Genomic DNA, 15,541 nt, shown 5'->3' with positions numbered 1-15,541 from the left:
TACTGATTATGAATAGATATACTTATAACATTAATTTATGGGATATTTAGGCAACGCAGTTATTGGAACTTAATAGAATCGGTGAATGGTAATTTAGTATGGAATGCTGATTTACTCACTCCCTATTTAAGGACTATACAAACGTATATGGTCTTTATGGGGAGTTTTTTTTGTTAGAAAACGGAGGTCTTGTCGGTGTCTTGGATTGTTTTGCACATCATTGGAATAGTGGCTTATGCAGTAAGTGGGGCTCTTGTTGCCATTGAGGCAAAGTATTCTTTTATTGGAATCTATGTTTTGGGTTTATCAACTTCTTTCGGTGGGGCAGTCATTCGAAATATAATAATTGGGGCACCTCTTTCTTCCATATGGAATTCAACGACGATCACGATCGTCTTTTTGACTCTTACAGTCATTGTCTTTTTACCTACGAAATGGACCCAACATTGGAAAAAGTGGGGGCTGTTTTTTGACTCCATTGGTCTCGCCACATTTGCCTTACAGGGCGCAATGTCAGCCAAAATGGTTCATGATTATTTAGGGCTGCTGCTCCTTTCGGCTATGTTTACAGGGCTAGGCGGGGGGATGATTCGAGATATTTTGGCTGGAAAAAAACCGCTTGCCCTTAAGGAAGAAGTTCATGCTGTTTTGACCATTCTCTGTGGACTATGCATTTGGCTTGATTGGGATAATCCGATCCAATTAACTTTGGTTGTATTTGGCGTGGTTTCCTTACGTATGTTGGCTATCAAATTTAATTGGCGTTTTCCATTTCCATGCAGTCTGGGTGAAAACAAACAGGAATAAATTATCCTGAAACTAGTCTTAAGTTTTTTTGAGAACCAATCTAGTCAACTTTTTTGTAAAACTTTCATTCAAAATTGGTATAATCAAAGAGGACTGTGACCTCTCTAGGGGGTCACTTTTTCTGCCCAATCTCAAACTGCAAGACAAAATAGAGTTGTTGTCCCCTGTGAAAAGGGGGACGTCAATAAGAGAAGCCTGAGGTGAAAGTGGGTGTTTTATTTCAATCACTTATCAAGTCTAGGTAAATATACAGAAGGAGAGGTCAATTATCGCATGATTGCAATAGATGGTGTCGTCGGTGTAGGTAAAACAACTTTAATGGCTATTCTTACGGATGCAAAGGGATATGTCCCTTATATCGAGCCTGTGGTAAATAATCCTATTTTAGATAAATTTTATCATGATCGAGAGAGATATTCGTTTCCGCTTCAAGTCTTCTTCTTGAACGAACGGTTCAAGAATATTAAATCTGCCAGTACCCATGAAAAAGCAGTATTAGATCGCTCAATCTATGGAGATTTAATTTTTGCTAAATTGCTAAGAGATAGTGGAGACATGTCTGAAGAGGAGTTTCAAATCTATTTGGATTTATTTCATAATATGATCGAACATTGTAAACCCCCCGCTTTGATGATTTATTTGGAAATATCTCCTGAAGAGGCGATGAAACGAATTGAAAAACGCGGACGTGATTATGAACAGAAAGATGTTGTAGAAGCGGACTACTGGATCCGATTGAATCATGAATACCGGGACTACTTCTCCCAGTACACCATCTCACCTGTCCTTAAAATTAATGTCGATGACTTAGACTTTGAAAATAATTCAGAAGATCGTGCTTACGTATTAGACTTAATTAACAATAAACTAACAGAATTAGGTTTGAATTAGAAAAACGCAGTGGAACGCAGAGTGGAACGCGGGGACGGTTCTTCCGTTTCATTTAGGTGAAACGGAAGAACCGTCCCCGCGTTCCAATTGGATTAAAGTTGAATTCCCCTATAGCTAGTACAATTGCCGACACTCTATTAAATGGTTGATCATAGTTTGCTAATGTAACGACTATTTCAATTGGGGGAATTCAAATGAGTATGAAGACAATGACTATACGTGGAAAGGTTAGAGATGATGCGTTTTATTTTACGTTAAATGCTAATGGACGCAGAGTGAATAACATGATTTTGGATACAGGGGCTTTTGAATTAACTTTTAATGAACAGGTAGCGAGTGCCCTTAGACTTCCTAATCTTGGTGCGATACAAATAGGCGGAGTTGGCGGGACTGTTCAGGCTTATCAATCGGTTTGTACCATTCAGATAGGTAATGAAACGTATTCGAATGTACCATGTATCGTGGATCCGGAATTTCAGGAACCGGGACTTTTCGGGCTGCGTTTCTTCGTCGATAATCAGCTTTCGTTAGAGCTTAATCCTAATTTAGAAACGCTCACCATTCGCTCAGCAAGCTAAGTCGCTTGGCCTCATCTTAATTTCAGACAAGCTTTTCACATTCTTAAACTTAATCTTGCTAAAAATAAAAAAGGGCAGTTCATACAGGCAAAACGGTACGCCTGTCCTTTTTTGGTTTAAGATGTTGGGGGCCTGGTGTCTTTCTATTTTGAAAAATGATTTGCATCTTTTACTCATCATGAGCGAATGGTTAGACAGGCAACGCCTGTTAGACTTTTGCATCTATTTGTCCGTCCATAGACATAATATGTTTGTAGGTTCAGAACTTCATCTTGAAGGAAACGTAGGAGGCATTGCATGACGGATAATGTGTCATTTGGTTCACTTGTTATTGTGATCGTATCAGCTTTGATCACTCCCATTATTCTTACAAAACTTCGTCTTAAAGCGATTCCTGTCGTTGTTGCTGAAATCTTAATCGGGCTTGTGATTGGGAAAAGCGGGTTTAATTGGATTCATGCAGGTTCCTTGATTTCCGCTTTATCAAGTTTAGGGCTTATTTTTCTTATGTTTCTTAGCGGTGTTGAAATTGATTTCTCTGTCTTTACGAATACAAAAAGAAATAAACTGCCAAACGGACGATTAGAACCCAATCGAGTTCTCATTTCAAGTTTGGTATTTGTCTTCATCTTTGCTGTTTCTTATTTATTGTCATGGGGACTTTACCTTGGTGGATTTACGACTGATGTCTTTTTCATGACGCTTGTGATTTCAACGATTTCTTTAGGGGTTGTGATGCCGACTTTAAAGGAATCAAAAATAGTTAAAACGGGAATCGGTCAGACGATCCTTTTAATCACCGTTATAGCCGACCTCGTGACGATGATCTTGTTGGCGGTCTTTGTCTCGTTAAAACAAGGGGAGGGGAATCTGTGGTTAATCATCATCCTGTTTTTGGCAGGCCTTGTCTTGTATTTAATTGGGCGTTTCTTTAGACATCGAACGTTCTTTGAGAGCTTAACAACCGGGACGATTCAAATTGGGACTCGGAGTGTCTTTGCCTTAATCATTTTTTTAGTGGGACTCTCACAAAAAATTGGAGTCGAAACGATATTAGGCGCTTTTATTGCAGGGGTCTTAGTTTCCTTATTATCACCAAATAAAGAGCTTGTTAAGCAATTGGATTCTTTCGGTTATGGTTTTCTAATTCCTATCTTCTTTGTTATGGTGGGAGTTGATCTAAATATATGGCCGCTTCTCACAAACCCAAGCATTTTGATTTTAATTCCATTATTACTGTTAAGCTTACTATTATCTAAACTCATTCCTGCTTTAATTTTAAAACGTTGGTATGACTGGCCAACCGTGCTCGGCTCAGGCTTTCTCATTACCTCGACTTTATCGTTAGTCGTTGCCGCAGCAAAGGTAGGAGAACAGATCAAAATTATAACGTCTCAAACAGCCTCTGCCCTCATTTTATTAGCTATTGTCACCTGTATTCTTACACCCGCTCTTTATAAGCGGATCTTTCCGTTTCATCAAGTATCAAGCGCAAAGAGACGATTGGTGTTGATTGGTGCCAATTCGCTTACGCTGCCTCTAGCAAATGAGATGGATTCGAATCGGTATGAGGTAAGTGTGTATCATAAAAAGGGGGAAAACATCCAGGTTGAACGGCAGGCGAATTTTACATTAAAGCCCATTTCGTCTTATATGTTAGAGGAAATGATTGATGAAGATCTTTTTACAGCCGATATACTCGTAGCGGCAACCGCCGATGAAAATGATAATGTCAGACTTGCTGAAATTGCTAAGAACCAAGATGTTCCACATATCGTGGCACGAGTTGAAACACCAAAATACAGTGAATATTTAAGAGAAAGAGAGATCCACGTGGTGTCCTCCTTCTTCTCTACAAAAGCGATGATGCGTGTCATGATCGAATCTCCAGATGTGGCGACGTTATTTACAACAGAAGAGAAGGGCTTGTTTCAAATTGAATTCAATAATCGCAAATACCACCAAAAATCACTCCGGGCACTTCCCTTTTTAGGTGATGCCATCATCGTCCGAATCATAAGAAAGCAAGAATCCATCGTCCCCCATGGCAATACCCAATTACTGATAGGAGACCACCTCATCGTCACAGGCAACCAAACCTCCGTCCAAAAACTACAAGAAGAACTCAACCTCGACTGAAATGCGGGGAAACGCGGGGACGGTTCTCATGTTCCATTTCAATTGGAACACGAGAACCGTCTTCTTCTAATAACAAGTTGGCCTTGGGAATCGCTTCCTTCATGATACCAACCCTCGACTGCGGCCGTCGTTTGACTTAAAATGGGGGAATCCATTAATTACGCTTACCTTGAACTTTAAAAAATAGTTTAGTAAACTAAATAAAGTATAGACACCACCAAAATAATGGGTTAATCAACTTCTTGCCTGTTTTCTTTGAAACAAACAAGAGACGAACTGTTTGACTTTGAACAACCATTATAAGGATGTGTCAGATTAGGAAAATCAATCAAAAAAAGCATTGGAAGAAAGTGATAGTATTCATGACTAAAGGTAAAACGCTAACTATTCAACGTTTACTGGGTGTTGAAAAACTTCATCCTACAATCAAACGGTTATTGATTATTAGGGGATTGCGCAGTACGGGACAGGGCGCAATGGTTGTCGATTTGACTTTATATTTGAGCGCTTTACACTGGAGCGGTGCCGCGATTGGCGGTGTGACAACGGGTGCGGGCTTTGTGGGTTCTGCCCTTATTTTTCTCGTTGGTATACTAAGTGACAAGTTTGGTTCTAAGCCTTTTCTCCTAATCTATGAAGCAATGACCATGTTTTGCGCGATTTGCGCTTGTTTCACGTCTATGGCGATTTTTTTGGTATTAGCGATTGTGATTGCCGGGTTTGGGCGCGGGCAGAATGGGGGAGCTGGGCCTTTTGGTCCCGCAGAGCAGGCTTGGCTTGCGCGGAACATCGAACAGGTTAACCGTGGTCCGGTATTCAGTTTAAATAACGCCATTGGCTTTATGGGAATGGCTATTGGCTCGATTTTAGGAGGAGTTCCTGCTTGGATCGATTCAACAAGTCCCATTGTTAACTATCGACCTATTTTCATAGTGGTTGCTGTTCTATCATTAATTTGCGTTGTGATTATTTCAGGCACAGGAGAAAGTCAAAGTGCTGAAAAAGGACTGACCTCTGAAAATGAAGATAAGTTACATGAAGAGGAGAAAGCAAGAAATGAGGCCATGTTGGAACGGTCTATAACCAAACAGGAAAATAGATCGCTTCTCAAATTGGCTTTCGTTAATGTTCTTAACGGTTTGGGTGCAGGCATGGCAGGCCCCTTGATGGCCTATTGGTTTCATCTAAAATACGGTGTTGATTCAGCCACTATCGGAACGACGCTTGCCATTGGTTTTGTTCTAACCGGCTTTTCATCTATATTTAATGGATTCCTGGCTAGAAAAATGGGTATGGTCAAATCGGTTACGTGGATGAGAGTGATCGGCTGTGTGATGATGGTGGCTTTACCCTTTATGCCAACATTCGCTTTAGCCTCGGTCCTGTTCGTCATACGCGGCGCTGTTAACCGGGGAACAAATGGAAATCGGGTAGCGTTAAGCGCTAGCTTGACTCGTGATAAACGACGGGGATTTGCAACGAGTGTCAATGCTTTATCCATGCGATTACCGTCATCGATCGGCCCCTCCATCAGCGGTTATTTATATGATGTGCACCTTTTAACACTTCCGTTTCTTATTACTGCAGGGCTGCAACTCGCGAACGCTGCAATCTACCAACGGCTCTTCCATCATTTTGACCACGCGCGAAACTCTGAAAAATAAGTCGTGATTACATTTAGAACGACCCTGTATTTAAATGGAAATCAACGGCCTATTTTTGAACGAACTCTTTCAATCACCTTGTTAAAGCAACAGATAGTTGTCATCGACTAAGTGAAGAAGTACAATATTAAAGGAATGTTTCAATAGGTTGGAGTTGAGAACAATGAAAAAAAATATCCTTTGGATCGCCTGCTTTTTAATCGGCTGCGCAGGCCTCTTGTGGGGAATGTTTAAATGAAACGCGGGAAACGTGGGGACGGTTCTCGCGTTTCATTTAGTGAAACAAAGAAAGGCCTTGGTGTAGGGGTATGTCAACTAGTAGAAAGCCATCACTGACATGAGTGATGGCTTTCGCTCATTTTTTAATAGTATGACTTTGTTGAGGTATCTCAGGTTATGCAATAGCCTAAGAATGCGGGTGGAATGACTGTTAGTTTGTGACTCCTGCTCTCTTTTTCCAAATGGAGTGCTATCCGCCTGACCTCTAAACCTGGAACTTATTTTTCACTCGGCTTAAAATAGTCTGGTTGGTGTTCAAAAAACTGTGTCGAATTCTCTAGTGGTTTTACCATTTCCAAAAGTGATTCAATTTCCGCCTGCACATTCCATAATTTATCAACTAGCTCGTTTTTACTTTTAGCATTATAAATTTCGACTGTTTTTAAATGTTCACATAGGTTTCTATGGTACATTATTAAATATTTTAAACGTTTTTCAGGCTCCATTCCTTTAATCTCCTTTAGTCCAAACCATCATAACAACTATATTTTTATACAATTAACTTTAAATTATATTAAAGATCGTTAAATTACGAAAAAATATAACATCATTTCTTATTGGAACGAGGCGAGGCGATAAACGTCCTTGATTGATAGGAGGTTGATGTTTTTGGTTGTCATATATGTGGGGAAGATGATCACATTTAAGAAGAATGTTGGATTGGACCTTTTGGAAGAGGTGTCTTGGAGAATTAGCTAAAAACAAAACCGCCTGTTAGCTCCAAGGCGGTTAGTTTATGAAACAATCTAGATCAAAACGTTTTTTAGCACAAGTTTTTGCCACATTTAATATGTTCGCTAGGTTTTCTATTCTAACTATTTGAAGTCTGTACTAACTATAAAAGGACTTGTTCGATCTGTATAATTGGCAGACTCGATTTTGGTGATGATCCAAGCTTTTAATTTTGTGTCATAGCAGAGTGTAAGGAAAACGCCTTCCTTTTGATTGTTTAACTGCGCTGAAGGTTTATTCCCTTTTATTTTTGCCTCTTTAGTGTGAATTTGAACAAGTATCCTGTAAGTATATTGATTCGAGCTTACTTGGTTGAGTTCAGCCATGTCAAAATCAATTTTTGTACCAAGGAGCTGGCCGATAACGGAGTCGCCTTGTGCCTCGTCCTTCTGAATCGCGGTTTCGATCGTTTGTTTGGCCGAACTAGTCGCTACCGTTAACAAAGAAGGAGTCTGTTTCGTTAAAGCTTGCCACCGCTGTTTGGCAAAGGTATTAATGGTGTTTACAATTTGTTTTTTAGTAGTGTCACTGTAAAAAGGACTGGGTTCAAGATCCATGACAAGGGTATCTTTTGTGATTACATAGGTCTTACTTTTGTTGATTCCCCATGGATAAGTCTTTTCTCCTTGAATATGAATGTTCTGATCAACTGGGAAAGGTCCGAAAAAAGGTCCGGGCTCAATACTTGTTGGATCTGCATAATCGGCTTTCAAGCCTAAATCTTTACCATTCATCAGAATGTTAACATTCTTTTGTTGGGAAATGATATGGAAATCGGCACCTGTTAAATTAATATCAATTGACGAAGGGGCAGTTTGGTTATTGTTATTAAATAAATTAACTATTTTCTCCGATGTAAGAGTCGTATAGTCGTATTTTTTCTGTACTTTAATCGTGTATTGATCAGCGGGCAGGTTGTCCAGGGAAAAACTTTGAGCCTTCGCTTGAAGAGGGTACGATTTCCCATTGATCCAAAGTTTAATACCTTGTTTGTTAAAATTAAGATGGAGTTGATGGGGCCTCATATAAATATGATAGGGTTTTCCCTTATAATGGGTATAAGAAAAGTCACCCTTACTTAGAACGCTTAAGTCTAGTTTTTCTTCATGATTATTCTTTTTAGAAGGCTGCTTTTTGGTAGAGGACGCTTTAGCCAATCTTAAATCGATGGCATGACCCACTTTTTCTTGTTCTTTCAAAATTGAAACTTGTTGTCTTAAATAATCGGGATGCTTCTTTACGTATTGGATTAGATCCTGAATGGTTTGATCGGTGATCGTCATATTTGAATTCTCAGGTATTAGGATGGCTTTCAGATCTGCTGATTTGCCGGATTGTATATCTGCTTCAAAGCGTTCTATCAAATTTTTATTTATTGCGTTTGAATTCGATGAATTAGAGTGACTTTGATTTCGGCTGCAGCCAGCACTAACAATTAGAACAAAGCCTATAGTAATGACACCTAACAAGGTAGCCGGCCATCCATATCTAGAATTCCAGCCTTGCTTCTTAACTTTCTTTAAATCTTGCATCTTCAAGAACCCCTTTATTCTGGAACGAAATAAAGAGGCATTTCTCGTAGTTCTGAAACAGGAGAACCGTCCCTTTGTTTCACTCTTAGTTAAAACATCATACCCAATAGATCGTGCTTTGAAATTTTACCAAGGTAATACTCGACATCGATGGTACTGAGTCTCTCGGCAATCCTTTCACGATCATAGCGAACACCGATGAGGCGCTTCTCGATGTCTTCAATGTCGCCGACGCCAAAAAAATCACCGTAAATTTTGGCCTCTTCAATCATGCCTTTGGTAACCTTTAAACGGACATCGACAGTGCCTGATGGAAAACGGTGCTTCTGTTTCACGTTAAATGTCGGTGATTTTCCGTAGACCCAATCCCAATTACGATAGCGCTGATCCCGAATTTCCCGAACATGCTGCCAATCTTCTTCAGTCAACTTGTATTCAGGGATTTCTTCTTCACCTTCAAAAATATAGCGGAGCAGTGTTTGCTTAAATTCTTTAATCGTCATTTCTTTATTCAAGTGTTCACGAATGTTCGTGACGCGTGCTCGTACGGATTTAATGCCTTTTGACAAGTATTTTTCCGCATCTGGATTAAGGGCACGAGCGACATTTTCTAGATTGACATCAAAGAGCAGGGTACCATGGCTGAACATGCGTCCACGGGTCGAAAACTGGGCATTTCCGCTAATCTTCTTATCACCAACAGCCAAGTCATTGCGGCCTTGAAGTTCCGCTTGGACCCCCATTTGATGCAAGGCGCGTATCACTGGCTCCGTAAATTTTCGGTAATTATGAAAGCTGTCACCATCATCCTTTGTGATAAAGCTAAAGCTTAAATCCCCTTCATCGTTATAGACGGCGCCTCCACCAGATAGCCTTCTTGTCACCGCAATATTGTTTTCTTTAATAAAATCCATATTGATCTCTTCAAAAGTGTTTTGGTTTTTACCGACGATGACCGTTGGGCTCATGCTATAAAAAAGCAAATACGTCTCGTTAATATCGAGCTGTGTTAAGATATATTCTTCAAGAGCCAAGTTAAGCGTGGCATCCATATGATCTAGATTATCAATATATTTCACAGGAAAAATCCTCCTAAATAACGAACGCGTTCACTCGGGGTTCATTCGAATGGTCGTCTCGTCCGAAAATCATCATTAAAATAAGTATACTAATAATGAGCTCATACTTGTAACAGAATCCCTTCAACGAAAGGGGAGACGGGGCTCATGTTTTTGAAACGAGAGAACCGTCCCCGCGTTCCAACCGCCGCGTTCCACTTACTGGTCGTTCTTTTTCATTAGTCGTTTTAGTTTGGTTTCTGTTGCGGAGTCTTCGCAAGGGGTGAAGACACTGCATCTTAAATCCCTGTCACCTTGTATTTGGAGAGAGGTCATATTGAAAAGCATTTTTCCAGCTTTAGCGTGCCGGAATTCAATTTGAACTTCTGGGGCGATACTGACTTGGCTTTCTTGCCATAAGGCTTGAAACTCGGGGTGCAGCGTCGTCATTTCATCAAGAAACCGATTGTACCATTCATCTCCTACATAATGTCCGTAATAAACGCGAAAAATAGCGAGAAAGCCTTTGACAAAATGCTCCCAATTGACGGCTAGAGATCTTAATTCTTTTCGTGTGAACAATAATCGAATCAGGTTTCGCTGCTCCCAAGGGATTTCTTTAAAATCTAAAAAAACATGGGCAGCGGCTGTATTCCAGCCTACAATCTGAAAATGTTTGTCCGTGATGCAAGTCGGACAAGTGGTTAATTCAGAAAGAATTTTATTTAAAGCAGGGGGGATTTGGATCGGCTTATGTTCAGGCTCCATGACCTTGGGATTGACTTCTGCTGCTAAATCAAACAAATAAGTTCTTTCATCATTATTTAGCTGCAAGGCTTTGGCAATGGATTCTAGGACAGAAGCTGACACTTTAATGTCTCTGCCTTGTTCAAGCCAGGTGTACCAAGTTGTACTGACTCCAGCGAGTTGAGCGACTTCCTCTCTTCTTAGTCCGGGTGTACGCCTTCGCGCTCCCGTTGGAAGTCCAACAGCCTGTGGATTCGTATTATCTCGTTTTGTTTTTAAAAAGGCAGACAGTGCCTCTAACCGCATTTGATTATTCAACTCTTTCATTCTCCTATCATCATACGAACATCCTAGTAGTAATTATACTAGGATAACTAACAACTTGTAATAGGATAATGCTCGTGTAAAAATAATTAGTAACTATATTTGTTAGGAGGGACCAGTGTGGAAAGAGTCGTAATCACTGGAATGGGAATTGTTTCACCAATAGGAAACGATGTCGAAACCTTTTGGAAGAATCTTGTGGAAGGTCGTCCGGGTATTTCTGATATACATACATTTGATGTTTCGAATCATAAAACTAAAATTGCCGGGCTTGTGAAAGATTTTAACGCAGAAGAGCTTCTAGGTCGTAAAGAGGCCAAGCGTTTAGACCGTTTTTGCCAATTTGCTATGGCGGCTGCCGGACAGGCATGGGAAGATGCGGGGCTTAATAACGAAGAGATCGACTTAGAACGGCTTGGTGTCTACGTAGGATCCGGTATTGGCGGTATAGAAACACTTATTAATAATGTCGATATTATTCGGAAAAAAGGACCGAGTCGGGTGAGTCCGACACTCGTTCCAGCCATGATTGCCAATGCCGCCTCTGCCCAAATTAGTATTAAGTGGGGCGCAATGGGACCGTCCTTATCACCAGTTTCTGCTTGTGCAATTGGAAATACGGCTATTGGTGAGGCCTTTAAGGTGATCCGTTACGGTGAAGCTGATCTTATGTTTGCCGGCGGTGCCGAAGCTGCCATAACCGATATTTCTCTAGCAAGTTTTAGTAATGCAAAAGCCTTATCCACCCGAAATGAAGAACCAGACAAAGCAAGCCGCCCATTTGATGGCAATCGAGACGGTTTCGTAATGGGGGAAGGGGCCGGGGTTTTAATCCTTGAATCCTTAACACATGCGAAGCGCAGAAATGCGACTATCTATGGAGAAATTATTGGGTATGGTTCGAGCTCGGATGCCCACCATATGGTAGCCCCGCATCCAGAGGGGAAAGGTGCCATTCTTGCTATGCAAAGAGCGCTAGGAAATTCAGAATTAAGTCCTGAACAAATTGATGTCATCAGCGCCCATGCAACCAGTACAGAATTAGGGGATCAGCTTGAGACCAAGGCGATCAAAGAAGTGTTTGGCGCGCAGGCCTACCAGATTCCTATTACCGCTAATAAATCTGTTACAGGACATATGTTCGGAGCAGCAGGCGGTGCCGAAGCGATTGCTTTAGCCAAGATGCTTCAGGAAGGGGTTATTCCGCCAACGATTAACCAAGAGCAAAGTGACCCGTTATGTGATCTAGATTATGTACCGAATGTTGCCCGCCAAGCTGACGTGTCGATCGGATTGTCCAATTCGTTTGGTTTCGGTGGTCACAATGCTGTTATCGTTCTAAAAAAATATGAGGAATAAGTGATGATCATTAGGCGTCTTTCCATTTGGGAAGGCGCCTTAAAAGTTTTAAGACCTTGGCTAACGATTTTAAAAATTATGAAGTCGAGTGTCTTGATACTAATAGACTTGTTTAAAATAAACGAAAGAAGAGATCCTATTAATGAGCAAGTTTTCTCGTTGACCATTAGTTTGATTGACTACCTATAAGGAGTAGCGTAAAATTAAATTTGGTGTTTTTTTATACCTTATAAAAGTTTAACAGGCCACTCACACATTTTTAAGTAGAAGAAATGAAGGCTGTCGCTTTAGGCCCTCGTTCTATAGCGGGGCATTTTAGAATGGACGTGGCCGTGATGACTCTTTTTTACTTGATTGATTATTTTTAGGAGGTTTTTTGTATGGCATTAGTTCTCGCGTCTATCCTTGATGCGGATTGGGATCACTTACCAAAGGAAATTCAAGACGTCGACCAAGCAGGGGTTGATGCTTTTAGTATTGATATTATGGACGGGGATTTTGTTGAAAGAACAACATTCAGTCCTGAAACCGTGTCACAAATAAGAAATATAACGAAATTACCCATTGAAGTTCATTTAATGGTCAGTCGTCCTGAGGATCATGTAGAAAAATATTGTGATGCTGGAGCAGACCAAGTTGTGTTTCACTTGGAAGCCACAAAGGATCCGCTATCTCTGATCAACTACATAAAATCTCGAGGATTGCTGTCGGGAGTTGCGATATTAAAGGAAACAGACCTCAGCCAATTATCGGACGAGGTTCTTGAAGCGATTGATGCGATCACATTAATGTCCATAACGATTGGGTTTGGGGGGCAGAAACCGTCACCAGAAACCATCGACCGGATTAAGGCATTAAGAGAGCGGGCAAACCAGGTGAATCCGAATCTTGCCATCGTGATTGATGGTGGGATGAAGCCGAATAATGCTTCCATTTATACAGAAGCAGGTGCTGACGGCGTCGTTATTGGTACAGGAATCTATCATGCGGATAATTATGAAGAAGCGATCCAGCTTGCCAAAAAGGCGATTCATTCGGAGGACCCTGTTTCAAGAAGAAGATTTAAAGAATTTCTAGAAACGCCTAGCTTAAAATGAAGTGATGACAGTGAAAGATAAGAACGCTTGGCGACTGCCTCTGTGTGGCTTTCTATAAGTCTCATCAGTGTGTATTACTAGGGAAAGCCGAGTGTTTCAATCCTTGTCACAAAAGGACAGCCTGTTTGCCAAAGCATTCAGCTGTCTTTTTTTTCGTTTCACGCGCTAATGATGAATCACAACTTCAGTTCCTATGGAAACTCTTGAGGAGAGATCGAGAACATCCTCGTTGTACATTCGAATACAGCCGTGCGAAACATTTTTACCAATAGAAGAAGGATCATTGGTTCCGTGTATTCCGTAATGCGGTTTGGAAAGTCCCATCCAAAGAACACCAAATGGACCTCCTGGGTTGGGTTGTTTGTTAATGATGGTATAAGATCCATAAGGGCTCGGACTTACCATTTTGCCAATCGCAACGGGGTAAGTTTTAATCAACCGATTCCCATCGAAAAGTTTCAATTCATGTCGCAGCGTCGACACATTGATCCATTTCACCATGAAGGTCACTCCCTTGTTAGTTAATTGTATGTCAAAGAGAAGGGAGTGATTAACGGCTATCCCTGAGCGTGTCATTGGATTTCTTTACGACACTTCCATTCTGACCCATTAAAGCGCTTGAGTTGTTGATGAATGCAAGCAGTCAAGTAACTCTCTGGTCCAGTTCAAAGGACAGTATACTTATTTTTAAAAAAGATGGACACGATCTGCCAAGCCCCTTCATAGACTACTAGTAATTACTATAATGGAGGGGATAGTATGTTCAGAGAACCGTGGCTCTTGTACTTCGCATGTATGCTTGCCGGTTTTGGACTCATTCGTGTATCGGCTTCAGGGACTTTTCTTGCAGGGCTCGATCCTATCTTAAACATTATCGGAGTATTAGCCGTTATTGTTTTTGCGCTTCTAGTCATTATCCATGGCATTGCCGTTCTATTTAAGAAAATTTGAATCAACCAAAGGAACGTAGAGTAGGATGAAGAAAGAGCTGCTTTGCGTTCTTTTAAGTTACTAACTTATTAGTTGCGTGTTACGGTCAGGCTTGTGGTAAAATTCAGAATAGGAGGTGCGTAAAAAAAATGAAAGCGCTATTTATTGGAGGGACAGGCATTATTAGCACGGCGATCACGAAGCAGTTACTCGAGCAGGATTGTGAGTTGTATTTGATCAATCGTGGAAATCGGAACAGTCAATTGCCTGAAGGGGCGACCATTTTGGAAGCGGATATTCACGATGAAGCACGTGTTGCAAACTTAATCGAATCGCATGAGTTTGATGTTGTGGCTGATTTTATAGCCTTTGAGCCGGCCCATTTAGAACGCGATTTCCGTTTATTTAATGGTAAAACCAAACAATTTATTTTTATTAGCTCGGCATCCGCTTATCAAAAGCCTTTATCCGATTACCGGATAACAGAAGGAACGCCATTAGCTAATCCTTATTGGGCGTATTCAAGGAATAAAATTGCCTGTGAAGATTACTTATTGAAGCAGTATCGTGACAACGGGTTTCCAATTACGATTGTAAGACCAAGTCATACATATGATGAACGGTCAGTTCCCCTAGGGGTGCATGGGAACAAGGGATCATGGCAAGTCGTTAAGCGCATGATGGAGCACAAGCCCGTCATTATTCACGGTGATGGGACGTCTCTTTGGACGATGACACATAATCGCGACTTTGCCAAAGGGTTTATTGGTCTAATGGGTAACAGTCATGCGATCGGAGAAGCCGTTCAAATCACTTCTGATGAATCACTAACTTGGAACCAAGTTTATCAAACGATTGCCGATGCCTTAGGCGTTGAATTAAACGCTGTCCATGTGGCTTCTGAATTTTTAAATGCCTGCAGTCACTATGATTTTAAAGGTAGTTTAATTGGCGATAAAGCAAACACCGTTGTCTTTGAAAATGACAAACTCAAAAGATTGGTGCCTGGTTTTACAGCCACGACGCGGTTTGACCAAGGCGTCAAAGAAACGATTCGCTATTGTTTGGAACACCCTGAGTATCAGGTTGAGGATCCAGAATTTGATGCCTGGTGCGATCGGGTTATTGAAGCCTTAAAGGATACGATCGAACGGTTAAAAGGTTAAAATCTCCAAAAATCAAGAGACTGGGGCAGAAGTAGATGACGAATAGAAAAAACCGAACCTATTCACACCTTTTAATGTGATAAGTTCGGTTTTTCATTTATAAGTTAAGTCATTTATGAAACGCTAGTCAAAATACGTCGCTTTCTGCGGGCACGACCCAAGCCTCTTCAGCAAGGAAAACACTTGCTTGCGGGGTCTTCGGACACGTGCTGTTCCCGTAGGAGTCTCCGTATTTTGA

At 41.0% G+C, this 15,541-nt stretch carries 14 protein-coding genes; 9 read left to right on the top strand and 5 right to left on the bottom strand.

Annotated features, from left to right (window positions below):
- The first annotated feature begins 195 nt into the window (after positions 1-195).
- The 5 genes from PU629_RS12625 to PU629_RS12605 all read left to right on the top strand — a co-directional run bounded on the left by PU629_RS12625 (position 196) and on the right by PU629_RS12605 (position 6,079).
- Positions 196-807 (top strand): trimeric intracellular cation channel family protein, encoded by a 612-nt coding sequence (locus PU629_RS12625; RefSeq protein ID WP_275280428.1) that lies wholly within the window; start codon positions 196-198, stop codon positions 805-807.
- Positions 808-1,017: 210 nt separating this feature from the next.
- Positions 1,018-1,698, top strand: coding sequence for a deoxynucleoside kinase (locus PU629_RS12620; protein ID WP_275280427.1), 681 nt, complete (start codon positions 1,018-1,020; stop codon positions 1,696-1,698).
- A 194-nt stretch (positions 1,699-1,892) separates the two neighbouring features.
- Positions 1,893-2,276 carry a retropepsin-like aspartic protease gene (locus PU629_RS12615; RefSeq protein ID WP_275280426.1) on the top strand — a complete coding sequence of 128 codons (384 nt, stop codon included), beginning with the start codon at positions 1,893-1,895 and terminating at the stop codon, positions 2,274-2,276.
- 297 nt (positions 2,277-2,573) lie between these two features.
- Positions 2,574-4,415, top strand: a complete 1,842-nt coding sequence (locus PU629_RS12610) for a monovalent cation:proton antiporter family protein (protein WP_275280425.1) — start codon at positions 2,574-2,576, stop codon at positions 4,413-4,415.
- Between the two features lie 362 nt (positions 4,416-4,777).
- The gene (locus tag PU629_RS12605; RefSeq protein WP_275280424.1) at positions 4,778-6,079 is read left to right on the top strand and encodes an MFS transporter; all 1,302 of its coding nucleotides are present in this window, start codon (positions 4,778-4,780) and stop codon (positions 6,077-6,079) included.
- A gap of 497 nt (positions 6,080-6,576) precedes the next feature.
- Here the strand turns inward: PU629_RS12605 and PU629_RS12600 are convergent, their stop codons facing one another.
- The 4 genes from PU629_RS12600 to PU629_RS12585 form a co-directional block, all read right to left on the bottom strand.
- Entirely contained in the window at positions 6,577-6,804 is a 228-nt protein-coding gene (locus PU629_RS12600; RefSeq protein ID WP_275280423.1) for a hypothetical protein, read from the bottom strand.
- Between the two features lie 369 nt (positions 6,805-7,173).
- Positions 7,174-8,622, bottom strand: a complete 1,449-nt coding sequence (locus tag PU629_RS12595) for a TcaA 3rd/4th domain-containing protein (protein ID WP_275280422.1) — start codon at positions 8,620-8,622, stop codon at positions 7,174-7,176.
- Between the two features lie 89 nt (positions 8,623-8,711).
- On the bottom strand, positions 8,712-9,701 hold the full coding sequence (gene lplA, locus PU629_RS12590; RefSeq protein ID WP_275280421.1) for a lipoate--protein ligase: 990 nt from the start codon (positions 9,699-9,701) through the stop codon (positions 8,712-8,714).
- Positions 9,702-9,899: 198 nt separating this feature from the next.
- Positions 9,900-10,745 carry a helix-turn-helix transcriptional regulator gene (locus tag PU629_RS12585; RefSeq protein WP_275280420.1) on the bottom strand — a complete coding sequence of 282 codons (846 nt, stop codon included), beginning with the start codon at positions 10,743-10,745 and terminating at the stop codon, positions 9,900-9,902.
- A 126-nt stretch (positions 10,746-10,871) separates the two neighbouring features.
- On the opposite strand from PU629_RS12585, the gene fabF reads away from it, so the two are divergent.
- Positions 10,872-12,110 carry a beta-ketoacyl-ACP synthase II gene (gene fabF, locus PU629_RS12580; RefSeq protein ID WP_275280419.1) on the top strand — a complete coding sequence of 413 codons (1,239 nt, stop codon included), beginning with the start codon at positions 10,872-10,874 and terminating at the stop codon, positions 12,108-12,110.
- A gap of 380 nt (positions 12,111-12,490) precedes the next feature.
- A complete protein-coding gene (locus PU629_RS12575) occupies positions 12,491-13,207 on the top strand; it encodes a ribulose-phosphate 3-epimerase (RefSeq protein ID WP_275280418.1) in 717 nt (238 codons plus the stop codon).
- A 165-nt stretch (positions 13,208-13,372) separates the two neighbouring features.
- On the opposite strand, the gene PU629_RS12570 is transcribed toward PU629_RS12575, so the two are convergent.
- The gene (locus PU629_RS12570; protein WP_275280417.1) at positions 13,373-13,708 is read right to left on the bottom strand and encodes a L,D-transpeptidase; all 336 of its coding nucleotides are present in this window, start codon (positions 13,706-13,708) and stop codon (positions 13,373-13,375) included.
- 258 nt (positions 13,709-13,966) lie between these two features.
- On the opposite strand from PU629_RS12570, the gene PU629_RS12565 reads away from it, so the two are divergent.
- Both PU629_RS12565 and PU629_RS12560 read left to right on the top strand, forming a co-directional pair.
- Positions 13,967-14,158 (top strand): hypothetical protein, encoded by a 192-nt coding sequence (locus tag PU629_RS12565; RefSeq protein WP_275280416.1) that lies wholly within the window; start codon positions 13,967-13,969, stop codon positions 14,156-14,158.
- Between the two features lie 128 nt (positions 14,159-14,286).
- Positions 14,287-15,303, top strand: coding sequence for an SDR family oxidoreductase (locus tag PU629_RS12560; RefSeq protein WP_275280415.1), 1,017 nt, complete (start codon positions 14,287-14,289; stop codon positions 15,301-15,303).
- Positions 15,304-15,541: the final 238 nt, after the last annotated feature.

The sequence above is a fragment of the Pullulanibacillus sp. KACC 23026 genome, assembly GCF_029094525.1.
In the GTDB taxonomy this organism is placed as follows: Bacteria; Bacillota; Bacilli; order Bacillales; family Sporolactobacillaceae; genus KACC-23026.
Note: the sequence above shows the minus strand (reverse complement) of the source record. Positions and strands in the feature narration are given on the sequence as shown.